Raw genomic sequence first — 18,271 nt, 5'->3', positions numbered from 1 at the left:
GGTCATTGTACTGACGCAAGCGCGCCGCCGCCGCAGTGGATCGCATCAACCCGTACAGGCCTGCCACCGGCTGTCATGCCGCCGCGCCAACCGGTGCGCAGGCATGAAAAAAGCGCGCCCGTAGGCGCGCTTGTCGCTGGTGGCGGCGGGGCGCTTCAGCCCTTGCGCGCTACGCCAACCAGGTGCTCCACCACCTGCAGCACGCTTTGCATGTTGCCGGCCATGGTGCCGTCGGTGTAGTAGCGGCCGGCCACTCCCATGGAGGGCACGCCTTCGACCTGGTAGCCGTCCTGCAGCTGCGACGCCTTGCGTACCTGGTTGGATACGGTGAAGGAGTTGTAGACCTCCTTGAACTTCGCCACGTCCACGCCCTGCTTGCCGATCCAGTCGAAGATCAGCTCGTCCTTGTTCAGCGGCAGGCGTTCCACGTGCACCGCGCGGAACACCTTCGCATGCAGCTCGGGCAGCTTGCCCATGCCTTCCAGCGCGTAGTAGAGCTTTTGCTGCGGCACGAAGCTCGCATTGAACGCCACGGGCACGCGGCGGATGTGCAGGTCCTTGGGCGCCGACTTGATCCAGGCCTCCAGCGAAGGCTCGAACGTATTGCAGTGCGGGCAGCTGTACCAGAAGAACTCGATAACTTCGATCTTCCCGGCAGGTGCCTCGGTTGCGACGGGCTTGCCCAGCTTGACGTAGTCCTTGCCTTCCTTGAACTGGCGGCCTTGCGCCAATGCGGGCGCCGCCAGCGGCAGGCTCAGGGCGGTGGCCGCGGAGGCGACGGTCAGAGAAAACTCACGGCGTTTCATAGGTTGGGATCACTCCTGGACAGCATGGAGGGTTGTGAGCGCCAGCGCGGGCAAAAGTTCAGCGCTGCACCCGGACCAGCGCGGACTCCACCCCCGCGCCATCGAGTTTTTCCTTCAGCGACTCGGCGTCGTCACGCTTGCCGAACGGGCCCACGCGCACGCGGAACACCGTGCGGCCGTTCTGCTCACGCTCGCTGACGCGCGCCTCCCAGCCCAGCATGGCCAGCTTGGCGCGCTGCGCATCGGCATCCTGCTGGGTGCGGAACGCGCCCGCCTGCACGAAGTACTCGAAAGGATCGGCACTGGTCGCGGGAGCGGGCGCCGCGTTGGCCTTCGCGCGGGCCAGGTCGCCCAGCGGGTCGGCCGACGTCGGTGCCGCGCCGGGCCGGCTGGCCGCCGCCCGCGGACCCGACGCAGGCTGGGCTGCGGCGGTCGCGGTGTCGGACGCGGGAACGGCAGCCGGCGCAGCGGGGCGCGCAGGGTTCTTGCCGTACAGCGGCGCGTTGGGGTCCCAGTTCTTGTTCTTCGTGGCCTCGTCCTGCTCGGACGCACGCGGCGTGCTCTTGTTCAGGAAGGGCACGGGCACCTTGGTCACATACACGGCCACGGCCAGCGCGGCTCCCAGGCCCACGACCACCCCGAGGATGAAGCCCACGATGGTGCCGCCGCGTTGCTGTTTCTTCATATCAGTGGTCACTTACATTCTGGCTGGCGCAGACACGCCCAGCACCGCCAATCCATTGTGCAATACCTGCGCTGTGGCGGCGACGAGCGCCAGCCGCGCCTGCTTGACGGTCTCGTCGTCCACCAGAATGCGTTCGGCGTCGTAATAGCTGTGGTAGGCGGCAGCCAGGTCGCGCAGGTAGAAGGTCACGTCGTGCGGCGCATTGCCGGCCGCGGCCGCGGTGAGCATCTCGGGATACTTGGCGAGCAGCAGCATCAGCGCCTGGGCCTGCGGGCCTTCCAGCGGCGACAGGTCCACATCGCGCAGCGCGGCCACGTCGTAGTCCTCGCGCCAGCCGCGCAGCACCGAGCAGATGCGCGCATGGGCGTACTGCACGTAATACACGGGGTTGTCGTTGTTCTGCGCCACGGCCAGGTCGACGTCGAAGGTGTATTCGGTGTCGGGCTTGCGCGACAGCAGGAAGAAACGCACCGCGTCCTTGCTGGTCCACTCGATCAGGTCGCGCAGCGTCACGTAACTGCCGGCGCGCTTGCTGATCTTGACCTCCTCGCCATTGCGCACCACGCGCACCATGGTATGCAGCACGTAGTCGGGGTAGCCCTGGGGGATGCCCACGTCCGCCGCCTGCAGGCCGGCGCGCACGCGCGCGATGGTGCCGTGGTGGTCCGTGCCCTGGATGTTCACCACCTTGGTGAAGCCGCGCTGGAACTTCTGGATGTGGTAGGCCACGTCAGGCACGAAGTAGGTGTACGTGCCGTCCTGCTTGCGCATGACGCGGTCCTTGTCGTCCCCGTAGTCGGTGGACTTGAGCCACAGCGCGCCGTCCTGCTCGTAGGTCTTGCCGTTGGCGACGAGGCGCTGCACGGTAGCGTCCACATGGCCGTTGGCGTAGAGGCTGGACTCCAGGTAGTACTGGTCGAACTGGAGGTTGAAGGCCTGCAGATCCTTGTCCTGCTCATTGCGCAGGTAGGCCACGGCGAACTGGCGGATGTTCTCGTAATCCTCGACATCGCCATTCGCCGTGAACGCGCGGTCATCGGCCTGGACGGTGGACTTGGCGAGGAAGGCGTCGGCGATGTCCTGGATGTAGTCGCCGTTGTAGAAATTCTTGGCCAGCGGGTTGTCCGCGTCGGTGGGCCAGCAGTCATCCCCCGGCTTGAAGCCCTTGGCGCGCAGTTGCGTGCTCTTGGTGAGGGTGTCGATCTGCACGCCCGCGTCGTTGTAATAGAACTCGCGGTGCACGCTCCAGCCCTGGGTGGCGTACAGATGGCTGATGGCGTCGCCGATGGCGGCCTGGCGGCCGTGACCGACGTGCAGCGGCCCGGTGGGGTTGGCGGAGACGAACTCCACCAGGACTTTCTCGCCGCGCGCCGGCTGGTAGCCATATTGCGCGCCTTGCGCCAGCACCTCGTGCACCACCTGCTGCTTGGCGGCGGGCTTGAGGCGGATGTTCAGAAAACCGGGGCCGGCGATCTCGATGGCCTGCACCCATTTTTGGAACGCGGGCGTGGCCTCCAGCGCGGCCTGTAGCTGTTCACCCAGTGCGCGGGGATTCTGCTTGAGGGGCTTGGCCAGCTGCATGGCGGCCGTGCACGCGAGGTCGCCATGGGCAGCGACCTTGGGAGATTCGAAGGCCGCGCGGCTGCCTGCGCCGGGCGACACCTTTTCCAGCTCGTCGGCCAGCGCCGCGAGCAATTCCTGTTTGACGGAGAGCATGGGGGCGGATTCTACGGGCCGACCCGTCATCCATTCGTGACCGCCCGGCGTTATGCTGGGTGGCCCGTGGGGCACTGCGTTGCCGACGGGCGCATTCACCTTTTCCTTTTTTGCAGGAGCATTACATGAAGAAACTGCTTCCCCTGTTGGCCGCTGCCGGCTTTGCCCTTTCGTTCGCCGCACACGCTGCGGACGCCCCCGCGACCGGCGCCTCTGCCCCCGCCAAGGCGCCCACGGCGCAGCAGACGCGCATGAAGACCTGCAATGCCGACGCCGGCGCCAAGAACCTCAAGGGCGACGAACGCAAAGCTTTCATGAAGGAGTGCCTGAGCGGCAACAAGGCGTCCACCCAGCAGGACAAGATGAAGAGCTGCAACGCGGACGCCGGTGCGAAGAACCTCAAGGGCGACGCCCGCAAGGCCTTCATGAAAGAGTGCCTGAGCGGCGCGGCCAGCTAAAGGACCGACGCACCGCACGGGCCCGCCCATCGGGCCTGCACGAGCAAACCCCGCGCGCCTGCCGCCCGCGGGGTTTCTTTTTTTGCCCTTCCCTCGGCGCTCAGCGCGTGCCCACGCCGCGTGCCAGGAAGACGGCCAACAGCGGAATCAGCGCCAGCAGATGGGCCTCGATCATCACCAGACGGCGCGTGCTGCGCACCTGGTCATCCGAGGGCAGCGCGCCGCCGGCGCGCACCGCTCGGCGCCAGCGCAGGAAGCGCATGGTCGGGACGATGGACATCAGCCCGATCACCACGAACAACGTGACCTTGGCATGCAGCAGCGGCTGCGACCAGTACCACGCTCCGCCCTTCATGCCCCACCAGGTGCGCGCCAAGCCCGTGGCCAGCACCAGCAGCGCCGAGATACCGTACAGCATGTCCACCCGCGCCAGCCGCTCGACTGCGGCCGCGTTCATCCACTCCTTGCGGCACAGCGCGGTCTCGCTGGCAAGGAAGGTGGCGGCCATGAGGAAGGCCAAGATGTGGGCATAGGCGAGCAGGGCTTCGGTGGTCACGGGTTTCCTTTCGGCAGAGGTACGCGCGGCGCGCACAGGTCAGGGGCGGCGCGCGGAGAACTCCTGCGCCACCCAATCGTCGATCAGCGTCTTTTCGTGGCGCAGCTTGTCGCCAGTATAGCGGTCCCCGCGCATCTGGAATGCCAAGCCCGGCAGCGTGCGACTGCCTTCGGCCAGGGTGCGGCCGTCGGGCGAGAGGCGCTTGAACTCCAGCGCGATGCGCGGCGGATGCACGTCGCGCACCACGCGCACCGCCTGGGCGGTGGCCCCCGCCGCGGGCTCGAATGCACCGGCGCGGCGCACGTCGGTGATGTGCACCTCCGCGCGCTCGCCCTCCGGCAAGGCTGCGGCCACGCGCTCGGCCAGGTGCTCGCACAGCGCATCCATCCAGGCACGCCGGGCCGCGGCGGGCTCGTGCGGGGTTTGCTCGCGCGCCTCGGCAAAGCCGGCCGGATCCGCGTAGGTGACACTGACCATGCCGGCCGGCACCCCGTGCGCGCGCGGCGTGGTTTCCGCGTGCCGGGCGGGCAAGGCGCAGCCGGCGACCAGGGCCAGCGCCATGACGGCCAGCATCCAGCGAGCGGCGGGCAACGCGGGGAGAACAGAAAGAACGGGAATGCGCATGAAAGCTCCTGTATGGTGGGCCGTGCGTACGGCCCCGGCATGATGGGGGCCGGGCGGGAGGAATGCCGCGGCATTGTGCCCCGCGTTCATGTCAGACAGAGGCGGGCCGTGCCCAGAATTCGGGCTGCGCGTAATGATGCTTCAGGTACTCGATCCACAGCCGCACGCGCAGCGGCAGGTGCTTGCGCTGGGGAAAGACGACATAGATGCCGTTGGGCGGCGCGGCGAACTCCTCCAGCACCGCCACCAGGCGGCCGGCCGCGATCTCGGACTCCACCTCCCAGGTGCTGCGCCAGGCGATGCCCCAGCCGCCCAGGCACCAGTCGTGCAGTACCTGGCCGTCGGAACAATCGAGGGGCCCGCCGGGCTTGAAGTGCACGACCTCGGTGGCACCAGCGCCGCCGGCCACCGGCACGCGAAACGCCCAGCCGCGCGTTTGCGAGGCATCGCTGGAGAGGGTCAGGCAGTCGTGCTGGGCCAACTCGCCCGGGTGGGTGGGCGTGCCGCGCCGCTGCAGGTACTGGGGCGTGGCCACGCACAGGCGACGGTTGTCCGCCATGCGCACGCTGACCAGGGACGAGTCGGGCAGGTCGCCCACGCGCACGGCGCAGTCGTAGCCCTCGCCTGCCAGGTCCACCACGCGGTCGCTCAGGTTCAGCGAGAGGGTCACCTCGGGGTGCAGGTCATGAAAGCGCGGCACCAGGGGCGCCACATGGCGCCGGCCAAAGCCGGCGGGCGCAGTGACGCGCAGATGCCCCGTGGCCTTCACGCCGCCGGCGGATACGCTGGCCTCGGCGTTGGCCACGTCGGACAGCAGGCGCTGGCAGTCCTCCAGAAAGGCGCTGCCCTCGTGCGTGAGCGAGATGCGCCGCGTGGTGCGCACCAGCAGCTTCACGCCCAGGTGCTCCTCCAGCGCGTCCAGGCGCCGCCCCATGATGGCCGGGGCCACGCCCTCGGCCTTGGCGGCGGCGGTGAGACTGCCCCGCGTGGCCACCGACACGAATGACTCGAACGCTTTGAGTTTGTCCATGAATACAAGCCAAATCAGGCTTCAAGCCTTATACAGCAAGCGCAAGCAGCTATCAATTTCATGAAAGCACGCACCGTACTCCCCATGCGGAGTGTGCCAACCTTTGCAAAAAAGTCATTGGTTAAGAGATATGTGCGCGATTTATTAATGGAAATATTTCCAATACAGTGGCATGCAAGGCTCCTCCATGGGCCACGGCTTTTCAATTACCGCTAGGGGGTTTCTCATGACCGCACGTACCCACGTCCACGGCCTGCAGGTGGCCAACGAACTGCACGCCTTCATCAACGAGCAGGTGCTGCCGGGCACCGGCGTCGAGCCGGCCGCCTTCTGGAAGGGCTTCGATGCCCTCGTGGCCGACCTGGCGCCCAAGAACGCGGCCCTGCTGGCCGAACGCGACCGCCTGCAAAAGGAACTGGACACCTGGCACAAGGCCAACCCGGGCCCCATCCAGGACATGGCAGGCTACCGCGCCTTCCTGAGCCAGATCGGCTACCTGGTCGAGCCCCCCAAGGGCGCGCAGGCCACCACCACCAACGTGGATGCCGAGCTGGCCATCCAGGCCGGCCCACAGCTGGTGGTGCCCATCCTGAACGCACGCTACGCCCTGAACGCCGCCAACGCGCGCTGGGGCTCGCTGTATGACGCGCTGTACGGCACCGACGTGATCGGCGAAGAAGGCGGCGCGGAGAAGGGCAAGGGCTACAACCCCGTGCGTGGCGCCAAGGTCATCGCATTCGCACGCGACTTTCTGGACCAGGCGGCCCCGCTGGCCAGCGGCTCGCACAAGGACGCCACGGCCTACAAGGTAGAGGGCGGCACGCTGGCCGTCACGCTCCAGGGCGGTGCCACCACCGGCCTGAAGAACGCGGCCCAGTTCGTGGGCTACCAGGGCAATGCGGCCGAGCCATCGTCCGTGCTGCTGGTGAACAACGGCCTGCACATCGACATCCGCGTGGACCGCAACACCCCCATCGGCAAGGGCGACGCCGCCGGCGTGGCCGACGTGGTGGTGGAAGCTGCGCTGTCCACCATCCTGGACCTGGAAGACTCCGTGGCCGCCGTGGACGCCGAAGACAAGGTGCTGTGCTACAGCAACTGGCTGGGCATCCTCAAGGGCACGCTGACCGACACCTTCGACAAAGGCGGCAAGCAGGTCACGCGCGGCCTGAACCCCGACCGCGAATACACCGGCGCCGACGGCAAGCCCGTGAAGCTGCACGGCCGCTCGCTGATGTTCGTGCGCAACGTGGGGCATCTGATGACCAACCCCGCCATCCTGTGGGGCGGCGAGGGCAAGGAAATTCCCGAGGGCATCCTGGACGCCATGGTCACCACGGCCATCGCCATCCACGACCTCAAGGGTGGCGCGGGTGGCATCCGCAACAGCCGCACGGGCAGCGTCTACATCGTCAAGCCCAAGATGCACGGCCCGGCCGAAGTGGCGTTTGCCAACGAATTGTTCGGCCGCGTGGAGCAGGTGCTGGGCCTGCCCGCCAACACCGTGAAGCTGGGCATCATGGACGAAGAGCGCCGCACCAGCGTGAACCTGAAGGCCTGCATTGCCGCCGCTCCGGCGCGCGTGGCCTTCATCAACACCGGCTTCCTGGACCGCACCGGCGACGAGATACACACCGCCATGCAGGCCGGCCCCATGATCCGCAAGGGCGACATGAAGAGCAGCGCCTGGATCCAGGCCTACGAGCGCAACAACGTGCTGGTGGGCCTGTCCATGGGCCTGTCCGGCCGCGCGCAGATCGGCAAGGGCATGTGGGCCGCGCCCGACCTGATGAAGGCCATGCTGGAGCAGAAGATCGCCCATCCCAAGGCCGGCGCCAACACCGCCTGGGTGCCCAACCCCACGGGCGCCACGCTGCACGCGCTGCACTACCACCAGGTCAACGTGGCCGCCGTGCAGGCCGAGCTGCTGAAGGTGGACGCCGAGGCCGAGCGCGACAACCTGCTGACCGGCCTGCTCACCGTGCCCGTGAGCAGCAACCCGAACTGGAGCGAGACCGAAAAGCAGCAGGAGCTGGACAACAACATCCAGGGCATCCTGGGCTACGTGGTGCGCTGGATCGACCAGGGCGTGGGCTGCTCCAAGGTGCCGGACATCAACGACATCGGCTTGATGGAAGACCGCGCCACGCTGCGCATCTCCAGCCAGCACGTGGCCAACTGGCTGCTGCACGGCGTGGTGACCGAAGGGCAGGTACGCGCCACGTTCGAGCGCATGGCCGCCAAGGTGGACCAGCAAAACAGCGGCGACCCGCTGTACCAGCGCATGCACGGCCGCTTTGCCGAGTCCATGGCCTACCAGGCCGCCTGCGACCTGGTGTTCAAGGGCGTAGAGCAGCCCAGCGGCTACACCGAGCCGCTGCTGCACGCCTGGCGCCAGAAGGTGAAGGCCGCGCAGAAGAAGGCTTGATTGCTATTCAAACAATAGCTGCTAGCGCTTGATGGACGGGCGCCAGGGGCCATTTTGACCACAACGGCACCCACGGGTGCCGTTGTGCTTTCGTACACTCTCCCCCATGCCCACCACCGCTCCCTCCACCACGCGCTGCCCGCTGTGCGGCCAATCCAACGGTTGCGCCGTGGCCGCCGGGTTGCCGGCGCAGCAATGCTGGTGCATGCACGAGAGCGTTTCGCGCGACGCACTGGCGCGCCTGCCCGCCGAGGCGCGCGGCCGCGCGTGCATCTGCCCGCTGTGTGCACGCGAAGAGCCCGCTGCGCCGCAGGCCCCGGCACCCGTCGTTCCCAACCCCTGAACCCCAACCGGAATCCCACCACCATGCCCACGTACCACATCGAGATGATGGAAGGCCGCACCGTCGAGCAAAAGCGCAAGCTGGTCGAGGAGATCACGCGCGTGTCCGTCGAAATCCTGGGGGGCTCCCCCGAGTCGGTGGACATCCTGATCACGGACGTGAAGCGCGAGAACTGGGCCACGGGCGGCAAGCTCTGGCTGGACCGGCAGTAAGCCGCCCTCCAACGCACCACAGGCCGATCGCCCATGTGCCAGCTCCTTGGCATGAATGCCAACACGCCCACCGACGTGACCTTCAGCTTCACGGGGTTTGCGCAACGCGCCGGCAACACGGCCGACCACACGGACGGCTGGGGCATCGCCTTCTTCGAGGGGCGCGGGCTGCGCCACTTCGTGGACCATGAGCGTGCCACCGATTCACCCGTGGCGGAGCTGATCCGCCGCTACCCCATCAAGAGCCGCAACGTCATCGCCCACATCCGCAAGGCGACCCAGGGCGTGGTGAGCCTGGAAAACTGCCACCCCTTCGTGCGCGAGCTGTGGGGGCGCTACTGGGTGTTTGCGCACAACGGCGACCTCAAGGACTTCCGTCCGCGCCTGCACGCGCACTTCCACCCGGTCGGCACCACCGACAGCGAGCATGTGTTCTGCTGGCTGATGCAAGAGCTGAGCAAGTCCCACGCGGGCATGCCGAGCATCGAGGAGCTGACGCTGACGCTGCGCGAGCTGGCGGCGCGCATTGCGCCCCACGGCACCTTCAACTTCCTGCTGTCCAACGGGCAGGCGCTGTGGGCGCACGCGTCCACCCACCTGTACTACATCGAACGCCGCCACCCGTTCTCGCAGGCCCAGCTGTGCGATGAAGACCTGCGCGTGGACTTCTCCGCGCACACCACGCCCAACGACAAGGTGGCCGTGGTCGTCACGGCGCCGCTGACCTCCAACGAGCAATGGACCGCCTTCCAGTCGGGGGAGATGCGGGTGTTCGTGGACGGCCAGTGCCAGGCCGCCTGAGCGCCCCGGCCGGCGGAGCCGCCTTGCAGTGGCGGTAGGAGACGGCTGACCCGCCCCTCCAGCACGGGCCGACAGCCCCTTCGCAGGGCCGTTCCGATACTGGCCCTTTTTTCTAGGGGGACAGCCATGCCAAAAATCTGCACCGCCAGGCTGGTGACCGCGGCCTGCGGGTTGGTGCTCGCCGCAGCGGCCCATGCCGATGCCAGCACGAAAGACCGCGAATTCCTGACGCAGGCCGCTACCGGCGGGCTCTACGAGGTCCAAGCCGGCAAGCTTGCACAGAACCGCGCTACGGCCAACGAAGTGAAATCGTTTGGCGCGATGCTGGTGAAGGACCACACCGCCGCCAACGACGAACTCCGGGCCTTGGCGGCGCGCAAGGGCGTCGCGCTGCCCACCACCCTCCCTGGCGACAAGCAAAAGCAGCTGGACCAGCTCGCCAAGGCCCAGAAATTCGACCAGGAATTCCTCTCGCAGGTGGGCCTTAACGACCACCGCAACGATATCGCGCTGTTCGAGGCGGCCGGCAAAGACGCAGACGATCCGGAGATCCAGAGCTTCGCCCTCAAGGCGCTGCCGAAACTCAGGGCACACAAGGACCACGCCGAAGACCTGGCGGTTTCCATCAAGCGATGAAGGCCCGGCCCATGGGTGGCCGCATCGCCACCCGCGTGAGGGAGGCGATGACTGACTCCGACGGCCGGTGGCCTGCCCAACCTGGCCCGACCTCACCGTACGCGGGCAGCAGCACGCGCGGGTAGCAGCGCGCTAGGGCGTCAACACCACCTTGCGGCACTCCTCTTCCTTCTTCTCGAAGATTTCATAGCCGCGCGCGGCATCGGCAAGCTTCATGCGGTGGGAAATGATGACCTCCGGCCGCATGCGGCCGTTGGCGATGTGTTCCAGCAACTGGGGCATGTACTTTTGCGCATGCGTCTGCCCCATGCGGAAGGGCAGCCCCTTCTCGAAGGCGTCACCGAAGAGGAAGCCGTGGATGAAGCCGGCATAGACCCCCGGGCACGCTGAGGACTCCGCCGCGGCGCGTCGCGGCGATGCACTGGCGCAGCGCCTTGCCGCTGGAACCCTCCAGCCGCACGGCGGTGAGCGCCGTCTCCAGCGCGCTGCCCTTGGCCTCGAATCCTACGGCGTCGATCGTGGCGTCCACGCCGTGCCCACCCGTGGCCGAGAGAATGGTTTCGGCCGGGTCCTCGTCCTTGTCGAAGTTGATGGGCACCACGCCGTACGTGGCCTGGGCAAACTGCAGCCGGTACTCGTTGTGGTCCACCATGAAGACCTGCTCCGCGCCAAGGAAGCGCGCCGCCAGGGCGCTCATCAGCCCCACCGGTCCCGCGCCGAAGATCGCCACAGAAGAGCCCGGACCGATCTGTGCATTGACCGCCGCCTGGTAGCCGGTGGGAAGGATGTCGGACAGGAAAAGCACCTGCTCGTCACTCAGCACCTGGGGCACCTTCAGCGGCCCGACGTTGCCGTGCGGCACCCGCACGTACTCGGCCTGCCCGCCGGGGTAACCGCCGTAGAGGTGGCTGTAGCCGAACAGCCCTGCACCCGCGGTGGCGTTCTTTTTGTTGAGGATGGCGCCGCGTCCCGGATTGGTGTTCTCGCAGGCCGCGAACAGGGTTTTGTCGCAATAGAAGCAGGATCCGCAGGCGATGACGAACGGCACCACCACGCGATCACCAGGGCGCAGCGCCGTCACTGCAGGGCCCACCTCTTCCACGATACCCATGAATTCATGGCCGAGGATGTCGCCGTCCTTCATGCCAGGGATCTTTCCCCGGTAGATATGCAGATCCGAGCCGCAGATGGCCGTGGCAGTGACGCGCAGCAGCACATCGTCCTGTGCGAGCAGCACGGGGTCGGGCACGTTTTCCACGCGCACGTCCTTGGCGCCTTGGTAGGTGAGAGCTTTCATGCGATCACTCCGTCAATGGCCGGGGACAGCGAGCGCACGGCGCGCCGGGCTGTGCGCCGGGGTTTCAGATTTCCATGCCTTCGGGTTCGCCGGCTTCGATCAATGCGCTGTTCAACAGCGTGACGTCCGTTGCCAACGCGTTGCGGCGACCATCGCCGCCGATGCGGAAATGGGCCATGGGACTGTTGACGAACTGGAGCGCGGAGCCAAAGCAGGGGGAAGGCAGGATCAGCGTTCCCACCGCGGCGTTATCGACCAGTTGGAACGTCGGCAGCATGACGCGGTTGGACTCGGAAAACCCGATCTTCAGAAACGTGCGGAAGGACCCAGCGCGCATCCCTGTCAGTTCGATGAAGCCGGTGGCCATGGGCACGGTGAAGCCTTCCGCGCTGAAGGTGTCGATGCCGGAAAGCAAGGCCGCCCGCACATGCTTGACCTTCGTGACGACGTAACTGTCCCAGTCCGGTTGAAAGGTCTGGGCTTTTTGCAGATTCGTTCCCCAGGGATGGGGAGTTGATGTGGTCATGGGTAGTCCTATGGGTGCGGACCAGATGCTGTATCCACCAGAGTTCGATCACGTTTGAAACGTCTCATCCTGCGGACATGCCCTCGTACGGGATGTAGGAGCACGCTTATATGGCTGACAGCTTGGGGCTCAAGCGCGCGTGCCGACCCGCGCGGGACACCGGCTGGATCGAAGGCCCTGCCTACTGCGGGCCTCCGGTCCCGTGCCAGACGTCAACGGTCGTTCTTGTGGCTCTGGCTGCCGGCGCGCGCCTGCTGCTCGCTGCTGCCGCCCCGGGTATTGCCCGAGCCGGAAGAGGCGTTGTTGCCCCCGCCGCCATGGCTCTTGGCTCCCGCGGCGCGGGCCTCCTGCGATGTGAACTCGTGGGCGTTGCCCGAAGCGTGCGCTGCACGCCCCCCCTCTGCGGCGATCTCGCGCTGGCGGTCGGGGTCCATTGAGGCAAATCCGCGCCCCGAGCCCGACTGCCCTTGGTTGTTGTCCCGGCTCCCCTGGCTCTGATTGCGGTTGCCTTGGTTCTGGTTGCCCTGATTGGTGTTTGCCATTTCCATCTCCGGTAAGTTGAACAAGTCACACGGAAACTGCCGTGTGAAGTTCACTGTCGGGGGACTGCAAAGGGCCAACCGTAGGCTAGGGACTACCCGTCCGTAGGCGCGGCTTGACGAATGGACGGTGGGAACCACAAAAAAGCCCTTGGGAACAAGGGCTGGGGAATGTGGCGCGGCTGGCGGGGGTCGAAATGCCCGTTGGCAGGACGCGAAAGCACTACGTTATTGATAGCTGCTCGCGCTTGTTTCGTAGGGACTGAGGCCACTTTCGACTCACAACCCCCGCAGCGCCTGCAACAACACAGGCAGCTCGGCCATGTCGGTCATCACCTGCAGGGCGCCGGCGGAACGCAGGGCATCGGGCGAGCCGTGGCCCACGGGCGACGGGCTGTAGCCCACGACGGTGGCGCCCGCTGCCACCCCGGCCATGACGCCCGTGACCGTGTCTTCCACCACCAGGCAGCGCGCGGGCGGCACGGCGACCGATGCGGCGGCTGCCAGGTACACGTCGGGCGCGGGCTTGGTGGCGGGCATTTCGTGGCCGCTGAAGATGCGGCCGGCAAAGTACGGTGCCAGCCCCACCTGGGCCAGCTGCATCTCGACCTTGAAGCGGTCGGCGCCCGATGCGCAGGCAATGCGCCCCTGCAGCAGCGCATGCACCGCGTGCACAGCCTGGGGCGCGTTGGCAATGGCCACCAGCTCGGTCTGCAGGCGGGCGTTGCGGCGCGCGTAGAACTCGGCCATCCAGGCGTCGGTGAGCGGGCGGCCGGTTTCGGCTTCGATGCGGGCGGTTTCGCTGCGCACGGTTTTGCCGATAAACAAGCGCATGCACTCGTCGGGCGACAGTTGCCAGCCGGCCTCGCCCAGCATTTGGCACAGCACGCCGTTGGTGATGGGCTCGCTGTCCACCAGCACGCCGTCGCAGTCAAACAAAATGGCTTCAAAGGTCATGGAGCGGATGATCGCAGACCTGCCGCGCGCCGGGCTGTCGGCCCGTGCAGCGCGGCGCAACCGGCCGGGCGGGCCGGGTGACTATCAGGCGCCGGGCTGCGCATCAGCCACCAGCATGCCGCCGCCCAGGGCCTTGAACAGCTGCACTTCGCTCAACGCCTGCTGCAACCCGGTCTGCACCGCGCCCAGCTCGGCGCTCAGCAGGTTGCGCTGCGCGTCGATCACGGTCAGGTAGCCCTCCACGCCGGCGTCGTAGCGCAGCTGGGCCAGATCCAGGTATTTGCCCGAGGCCTGCACCAGGCTTTGGTTGGCCTGCAGCTGGCGCACAAAGGTGTGGCGTGCCGACAGGCCATCGGCCACTTCGCGGAACGCCGTCTGGATGGCTTTTTCGTACTGCGCCACACGCATGTCTTTTTGCAGCGTGACGTAGTCCAGGTTGGCCGCCAGCCGGCCCGCGTTGAACAGCGGGATGCTGATTTGCGGCGCAAAGCTCCAGGCGCCCGAGCCGCCGTTGAACAGGCCCGACAGGTCGCTGCTGGCCGTGCCCACGCTGGCGGTCAGGGCGATGCGCGGAAAGAAGGCCGCGCGCGCAGCGCCGATGTTGGCGTTGGCGGCCCGCAGTTGCTGCTCGGCCGCCAGGATGTCAGGGCGCTGGGCCAGCACCTGCGACGGCAGGCCCACGGGCAGCTGCGCCAGTTGCCAGTCTGCAATGCCCACCCGGGTCTGCAGTACCGATGGGGGCAGCGGTGCGCCCACCAGGGCCTGCAGCGCGTTCAGGTCTTGCTCCACCGCCCGGGTGAACTGGGCGTGCTGGGCGCGGGCGCTGTCCACCGCGGTTTGCGCCTGGTGGCGCTGCAGGTCGGTGGCAATGCCGTTGTCCACCTGCGCCACGATCAAGTCCAGCGCCCGCTCATTGGCGGCCAGTGTGCGCGTGACCACGTCCAGCAGCTGCTGATCGGCCTGCCAGGTCATCCAGGCGCTGGCGGTGGCGGCCACCAGGCTCAGCTGCGTGGCCTTGCGGGTGCTGTCCATCGCCAGGTAGTTTTGCAGCGCCTGATCATTCAGGCTTTGCACGCGGCCGAACAGGTCCAGCTCGTACGCGGCCATGCCCAGCCCCACGCTGTAGGTGCTGGCGGTGACCGCCTGCGGCGTGCCGGCCACGTCGGCGGGCACGCGCTGGCGCGAGCCGCCAGCCTCGGCGCCTATGGTGGGCAGGCTGTCGGCCTTCTGGATGCGGTACAGCGCCTGGAAGGCCTGCACGTTCAGCGCGGCGGCGCGCAGGTCGCGGTTGTTGTCCAGCGTCAGCTCGATCAGCGTGCGCAGCTGCGCATTGCCAAAGAACTGTTGCCAGTTCACCGGCGCTGCCGCCTGGGTGCTGCCCGCTGCGGGCTGCGGCCATTCGGCAGGCACGGGGGCGGCGGGGGTTTGGTGCTTCGGGACCATGGAGCAGGCGCTCAACAGCCCCGCCAGCGCGATGGCGCCGGTCAGGGTGTGCAGTTTCATGCGGTTTTCTCCTGGATAGGGGTCACGGGCGCCGCAGGCCGGGCCTTGCGAAAGCGCTGGGTGATGCTGGCAATCACATAAAAGAACAGCGGCACGAAGAAGATGGCCAGGAAGGTGCCCGCCAGGGTGCCGCCCACCACGCTGGTGCCAATGGAGTGCTGGCTGCCACTGGACGCGCCCGTGGCAATGGCCAGCGGCACCACGCCCAGCACAAATGCCAGAGACGTCATGACGATGGGGCGCAGGCGCAGGCGGGCGGCCTCCACGACGGCCTGGAACAGCGGTTTGCCTTCGTCTTCATACAGCTCGCGCGCAAACTCCACGATCAGGATGGCGTTCTTGGCCGCCAGGCCCATGGTGGTGATCATGCCGATCTGGAAGAACACGTCGTTGGTCAACCCACGGCCCAGTGTGGCCAGCACCGCGCCCAAAATGCCCAGGGGCACGACCAGCATCACCGAGAACGGGATGGACCAGCTCTCGTACAAGGCGGCCAGGCACAAAAAGACCACCAGCATGGACAAGGCCATGATCCACGCGCTTTGGTCGCCGGCCTTGATTTCTTCGTACGACAGGCCGGTCCACACCAGATCCACACCCGGGGGCAGCTGTTTGGCCATGTCTTGCAGGATGGCCATGGCTTCGCCAGTGCTGACGCCGGGGGCGGTGCTGCCCACAATCTGCACAGCGGGCACGCCGTTGAAGCGCTCCAGCTTGGCGGGGCCGTACACCCATTTGCCGGTGGCAAAGGCGCTGAAGGGCACCATCTTGCCGACGTTGTTGCGCACATACCATTTGGAAAAGTCTTCCGGGCCCACGCGGGCGTCGGCCTTGCCTTGCAAAAACACCTTCTTCACCCGGCCGCGGTCGATAAAGTCGTTGATGTAGGCCGAGCCCCAGGCAATCGACATGGTGGCGTTGATGTCCGCCAGATTGAGGTTGAGCGCGCGCGCCTTCTCTTCGTCGATCTCGATCTGGTACTGCGGCTCGTCCGACAGGCCGTTGGGGCGCACCAGGGCCAGCTTGGGCGATTGCGCGGCCATGCCCAGCATCTGGTTGCGCGCCTGCATCAGCACCTCGTGGCCCACGCCGCCGTTGTCCTGCAGGAAGAAGTCGTAGCCAGTGGCGTTGCCCAGCTCGATGATGGCCGGCGGCATGATCGGGATGATCATGGCGTCGTTGAGCTGGCTGACAAAGCCCCAGGTGCGGCCGTACAGGGCTTTCAGGTGCTGGTGCGCGCCCTTGCGTTCGTCAAAGGGTTTCAGCTCGACAAACAACAGGCCAGAGTTCTGACCGCGACCGGCGAAGTTGAAGCCGTTCACGGCCATCACGCTGTGGACGGTGTCTTTCTCGTTCTCCAGCAGGTGCTGGCTCACGGTCTGCAGCACTTGGTCGGTCCGCGCGGCCGAGGCGTTCGATGGCAACTGGACTTGCACCAGCATCGTGCCCTGGTCTTCCTCGGGCAGAAATGCCGTGGGAATGCGGGCAAACAACGCTACCAGGCCCGCCAGCAGCAGCACGTAGATCAGCAAAAACCACTTGTTGCGCTTGAGGATGCCCTCCACGCCCACGGCATAGCCGCTGGCGCTGGCGTTGAACACCCGGTTGAACCAGGCGAAGAACTTGGCGGGCTTCTTGCCCGGCACGGGCGCCTTCAGGATGGTGGCGCACAGCGCAGGCGTGAAGATCAGCGCCACGAGCACCGACAGCGACATGGCCGCCGCAATCGTGATGGCGAACTGGCGGTAGATCACGCCGGCGGAGCCGTCCATGAACGCCATGGGCACGAACACGGCCGAAATCACCACGCCGATACCAACCAGCGCGCCAGAAATCTGGCCCATGGACTTGATCGTGGCCTCCTTGGGCGACAGACCTTCGACGTGCATCAGGCGCTCGACGTTTTCCACCACCACGATCGCGTCGTCCACCAGCAGGCCGATGGCCAGCACCATGGCGAACATGGTCAGCAGGTTGATGGTGAACCCCGCCACCAGCAGGACGCCGAAGGTGCCCAGCAGCACCACGGGCACGGCCAGCGTGGGGATGATGGTGGCACGTATGCTTTGCAGGAACAGCAGCATCACCAGGAACACCAGCACGATGGCTTCGAGCAGGGTCTTGATCACCGAGTCGATCGACACCTGCACCACGGGCGAAGTGTCGTACGGATAGACCACCTTCACGCCCTGCGGGAAGTTGGGCTCCAGCTGGGCAATGGTGTCGCGCACGGCGGCGATGGATTCGAGCACGTTGGCGCCGGTGGACAGGCGCAGCGCCAGGCCCGAGGCGGGCTTGCCGTCGTACTTGCCCGAGATGCTGTAAAACTGCCCGCCCAGCTGCACGTCAGCCACGTCTTTCAGGCGCACTTGCGCGCCGTTGGGCCGCACCTTGAGCATGATTTCGCGGAACTCGTCCGCCGTCTTCATGCGGGTCTTGCCCAGTACCGTGGCCTGCAGCTGCACCTTGTCGTTGATGGTGGGCAAGCCGCCCAGCTGGCCGGCAGAAATCTGCACGTTCTGGCTTTGCACGGCCGCAATCACGTCGGTGGGCGTGAGCTGGTGTGCGTTGAGCTTGGCAGGGTCCAGCCAGATGCGCATGGCGTAGGGCGCGCCGAACAGGGTGAAGTCGCCCACCCCTTTGGTGCGCGAGACCGGATCCTGGATGTTGGAGGCAATGTAGTCCGCCAGGTCTTTGGAGTTCATGCGCCCGTCTTCGGACACCAGGCCCACGACCATCATGAAGTTCATCTGGTACTTGGCCACGCGAATGCCCTGCTGCTGCACTTCCTGCGGCAGCATGGGCGTGGCCAGGTTCAGCTTGTTTTGCACCTGCACCTGGGCAATGTCGGGGTCGGTGCCCTGCTCGAAGGTCACGACGATCTGCATGGAGCCGTCTGACTCGGATGCCGAGGTGATGTAGCGCAGGCCATCCAGGCCGTTGAGCTGCTGCTCGATCACCTGCACCACCGTGTCCTGCACGGTCTGCGCCGATGCGCCGGGGTAGGTCACCGAAATCGAGATCGCAGGCGGCGCCACGTTCGGATACTGGCTGATGGCCAGGCCCTTGATGGCCAGCACCCCCAGCAACATGATCACGATGGCGATCACCCACGCAAAAATGGGGCGGTTGATAAAAAACTTGGACATCGTGC

Annotated in this window: 17 protein-coding genes and 1 pseudogene; 6 read left to right on the top strand and 12 right to left on the bottom strand. The window is 66.5% G+C overall.

Annotated features, from left to right (window positions below; all coding sequences use genetic code 11):
• Window positions 1–155: 155 nt before the first annotated feature.
• The 3 genes from HND92_RS01750 to argS are packed head-to-tail and all read right to left on the bottom strand — an operon-like array spanning window position 156 to window position 3,207.
• Window positions 156–806: a thiol:disulfide interchange protein DsbA/DsbL gene (locus HND92_RS01750; RefSeq protein ID WP_011803808.1), complete on the bottom strand. Its 651-nt coding sequence runs from the start codon at window positions 804–806 to the stop codon at window positions 156–158.
• A gap of 58 nt (window positions 807–864) precedes the next feature.
• Window positions 865–1,491, bottom strand: a complete 627-nt coding sequence (locus tag HND92_RS01745; RefSeq protein WP_172205566.1) for an SPOR domain-containing protein — start codon at window positions 1,489–1,491, stop codon at window positions 865–867.
• 12 nt (window positions 1,492–1,503) lie between these two features.
• Entirely contained in the window at window positions 1,504–3,207 is a 1,704-nt protein-coding gene (argS, locus tag HND92_RS01740) for an arginine--tRNA ligase (RefSeq protein ID WP_172205564.1), read from the bottom strand.
• A gap of 125 nt (window positions 3,208–3,332) precedes the next feature.
• Here argS and HND92_RS01735 point away from each other — a divergent pair, with 125 nt between their 5' ends.
• Complete coding sequence (locus HND92_RS01735; protein ID WP_172205562.1) at window positions 3,333–3,665, top strand: PsiF family protein; 333 nt, start codon at window positions 3,333–3,335, stop codon at window positions 3,663–3,665.
• A 100-nt stretch (window positions 3,666–3,765) separates the two neighbouring features.
• Here HND92_RS01735 and HND92_RS01730 read toward each other — a convergent pair whose 3' ends face one another.
• The 3 genes from HND92_RS01730 to HND92_RS01720 form a co-directional block, all read right to left on the bottom strand.
• A complete protein-coding gene (locus tag HND92_RS01730; protein ID WP_011803804.1) occupies window positions 3,766–4,221 on the bottom strand; it encodes a DUF2214 family protein in 456 nt (151 codons plus the stop codon).
• 39 nt (window positions 4,222–4,260) lie between these two features.
• Window positions 4,261–4,845 (bottom strand): DUF3016 domain-containing protein, encoded by a 585-nt coding sequence (locus HND92_RS01725; protein WP_172205560.1) that lies wholly within the window; start codon window positions 4,843–4,845, stop codon window positions 4,261–4,263.
• Between the two features lie 91 nt (window positions 4,846–4,936).
• On the bottom strand, window positions 4,937–5,875 hold the full coding sequence (locus tag HND92_RS01720) for a LysR family transcriptional regulator (RefSeq protein WP_135148174.1): 939 nt from the start codon (window positions 5,873–5,875) through the stop codon (window positions 4,937–4,939).
• A gap of 226 nt (window positions 5,876–6,101) precedes the next feature.
• Here HND92_RS01720 and HND92_RS01715 point away from each other — a divergent pair, with 226 nt between their 5' ends.
• The 5 genes from HND92_RS01715 (at window position 6,102) to HND92_RS01695 (ending at window position 10,295) form a co-directional block, all read left to right on the top strand.
• Window positions 6,102–8,303: a malate synthase G gene (locus HND92_RS01715; RefSeq protein WP_172205558.1), complete on the top strand. Its 2,202-nt coding sequence runs from the start codon at window positions 6,102–6,104 to the stop codon at window positions 8,301–8,303.
• A 106-nt stretch (window positions 8,304–8,409) separates the two neighbouring features.
• Complete coding sequence (locus tag HND92_RS01710; RefSeq protein ID WP_011803800.1) at window positions 8,410–8,646, top strand: cysteine-rich CWC family protein; 237 nt, start codon at window positions 8,410–8,412, stop codon at window positions 8,644–8,646.
• A gap of 23 nt (window positions 8,647–8,669) precedes the next feature.
• Complete coding sequence (locus tag HND92_RS01705) at window positions 8,670–8,858, top strand: 4-oxalocrotonate tautomerase (protein WP_011803799.1); 189 nt, start codon at window positions 8,670–8,672, stop codon at window positions 8,856–8,858.
• A gap of 33 nt (window positions 8,859–8,891) precedes the next feature.
• Window positions 8,892–9,659, top strand: coding sequence for a class II glutamine amidotransferase (locus tag HND92_RS01700; RefSeq protein ID WP_011803798.1), 768 nt, complete (start codon window positions 8,892–8,894; stop codon window positions 9,657–9,659).
• Between the two features lie 126 nt (window positions 9,660–9,785).
• Complete coding sequence (locus HND92_RS01695) at window positions 9,786–10,295, top strand: DUF4142 domain-containing protein (RefSeq protein WP_172205556.1); 510 nt, start codon at window positions 9,786–9,788, stop codon at window positions 10,293–10,295.
• A 132-nt stretch (window positions 10,296–10,427) separates the two neighbouring features.
• Here HND92_RS01695 and HND92_RS01690 read toward each other — a convergent pair.
• From HND92_RS01690 to HND92_RS01665, 6 genes and pseudogenes are all read right to left on the bottom strand, one after another.
• A pseudogene (locus HND92_RS01690) lies at window positions 10,428–11,592 on the bottom strand (zinc-dependent alcohol dehydrogenase).
• Window positions 11,593–11,656: 64 nt separating this feature from the next.
• Window positions 11,657–12,118, bottom strand: coding sequence for a hypothetical protein (locus HND92_RS01685; RefSeq protein ID WP_012655393.1), 462 nt, complete (start codon window positions 12,116–12,118; stop codon window positions 11,657–11,659).
• Between the two features lie 212 nt (window positions 12,119–12,330).
• On the bottom strand, window positions 12,331–12,660 hold the full coding sequence (locus HND92_RS01680; RefSeq protein ID WP_088888622.1) for a KGG domain-containing protein: 330 nt from the start codon (window positions 12,658–12,660) through the stop codon (window positions 12,331–12,333).
• A 276-nt stretch (window positions 12,661–12,936) separates the two neighbouring features.
• Window positions 12,937–13,614 (bottom strand): HAD family phosphatase, encoded by a 678-nt coding sequence (locus tag HND92_RS01675; protein WP_172205554.1) that lies wholly within the window; start codon window positions 13,612–13,614, stop codon window positions 12,937–12,939.
• An 84-nt stretch (window positions 13,615–13,698) separates the two neighbouring features.
• The gene (locus tag HND92_RS01670) at window positions 13,699–15,117 is read right to left on the bottom strand and encodes an efflux transporter outer membrane subunit (protein ID WP_159597435.1); all 1,419 of its coding nucleotides are present in this window, start codon (window positions 15,115–15,117) and stop codon (window positions 13,699–13,701) included.
• On the bottom strand, window positions 15,114–18,266 hold the full coding sequence (locus tag HND92_RS01665) for an efflux RND transporter permease subunit (RefSeq protein ID WP_172205552.1): 3,153 nt from the start codon (window positions 18,264–18,266) through the stop codon (window positions 15,114–15,116). The genes HND92_RS01670 and HND92_RS01665 overlap by 4 nt, the downstream gene beginning before the upstream one ends.
• Between the last annotated feature and the right edge of the window lie 5 nt (window positions 18,267–18,271).

Origin of the sequence: Diaphorobacter sp. JS3050 (assembly GCF_013154915.1) — a bacterium.
Taxonomy (GTDB): Bacteria; Pseudomonadota; Gammaproteobacteria; order Burkholderiales; family Burkholderiaceae_C; genus Diaphorobacter; species Diaphorobacter nitroreducens.
The sequence above is the reverse complement of the archived record's forward strand: the minus strand, read 5'-3'. Positions and strand labels throughout refer to the sequence as shown.

Bases quoted from the DNA above. Each gene is read 5' to 3' on its own strand.
- HND92_RS01750 (WP_011803808.1), bottom strand. From the start codon at position 806: ATGAAACGCCGTGAGTTTTCTCTGACCGTCGCCTCCGCGGCCACCGCC.
- HND92_RS01745 (WP_172205566.1), bottom strand. From the start codon at position 1,491: ATGAAGAAACAGCAACGCGGCGGCACCATCGTGGGCTTCATCCTCGGG.
- argS (WP_172205564.1), bottom strand. From the start codon at position 3,207: ATGCTCTCCGTCAAACAGGAATTGCTCGCGGCGCTGGCCGACGAGCTG.
- HND92_RS01735 (WP_172205562.1), top strand. From the start codon at position 3,333: ATGAAGAAACTGCTTCCCCTGTTGGCCGCTGCCGGCTTTGCCCTTTCG.
- HND92_RS01725 (WP_172205560.1), bottom strand. From the start codon at position 4,845: ATGCGCATTCCCGTTCTTTCTGTTCTCCCCGCGTTGCCCGCCGCTCGC.
- HND92_RS01720 (WP_135148174.1), bottom strand. From the start codon at position 5,875: ATGGACAAACTCAAAGCGTTCGAGTCATTCGTGTCGGTGGCCACGCGG.
- HND92_RS01715 (WP_172205558.1), top strand. From the start codon at position 6,102: ATGACCGCACGTACCCACGTCCACGGCCTGCAGGTGGCCAACGAACTG.
- HND92_RS01710 (WP_011803800.1), top strand. From the start codon at position 8,410: ATGCCCACCACCGCTCCCTCCACCACGCGCTGCCCGCTGTGCGGCCAA.
- HND92_RS01705 (WP_011803799.1), top strand. From the start codon at position 8,670: ATGCCCACGTACCACATCGAGATGATGGAAGGCCGCACCGTCGAGCAA.
- HND92_RS01700 (WP_011803798.1), top strand. From the start codon at position 8,892: ATGTGCCAGCTCCTTGGCATGAATGCCAACACGCCCACCGACGTGACC.
- HND92_RS01695 (WP_172205556.1), top strand. From the start codon at position 9,786: ATGCCAAAAATCTGCACCGCCAGGCTGGTGACCGCGGCCTGCGGGTTG.
- HND92_RS01685 (WP_012655393.1), bottom strand. From the start codon at position 12,118: ATGACCACATCAACTCCCCATCCCTGGGGAACGAATCTGCAAAAAGCC.
- HND92_RS01680 (WP_088888622.1), bottom strand. From the start codon at position 12,660: ATGGCAAACACCAATCAGGGCAACCAGAACCAAGGCAACCGCAATCAG.
- HND92_RS01675 (WP_172205554.1), bottom strand. From the start codon at position 13,614: ATGACCTTTGAAGCCATTTTGTTTGACTGCGACGGCGTGCTGGTGGAC.
- HND92_RS01670 (WP_159597435.1), bottom strand. From the start codon at position 15,117: ATGAAACTGCACACCCTGACCGGCGCCATCGCGCTGGCGGGGCTGTTG.
- HND92_RS01665 (WP_172205552.1), bottom strand. From the start codon at position 18,266: ATGTCCAAGTTTTTTATCAACCGCCCCATTTTTGCGTGGGTGATCGCC.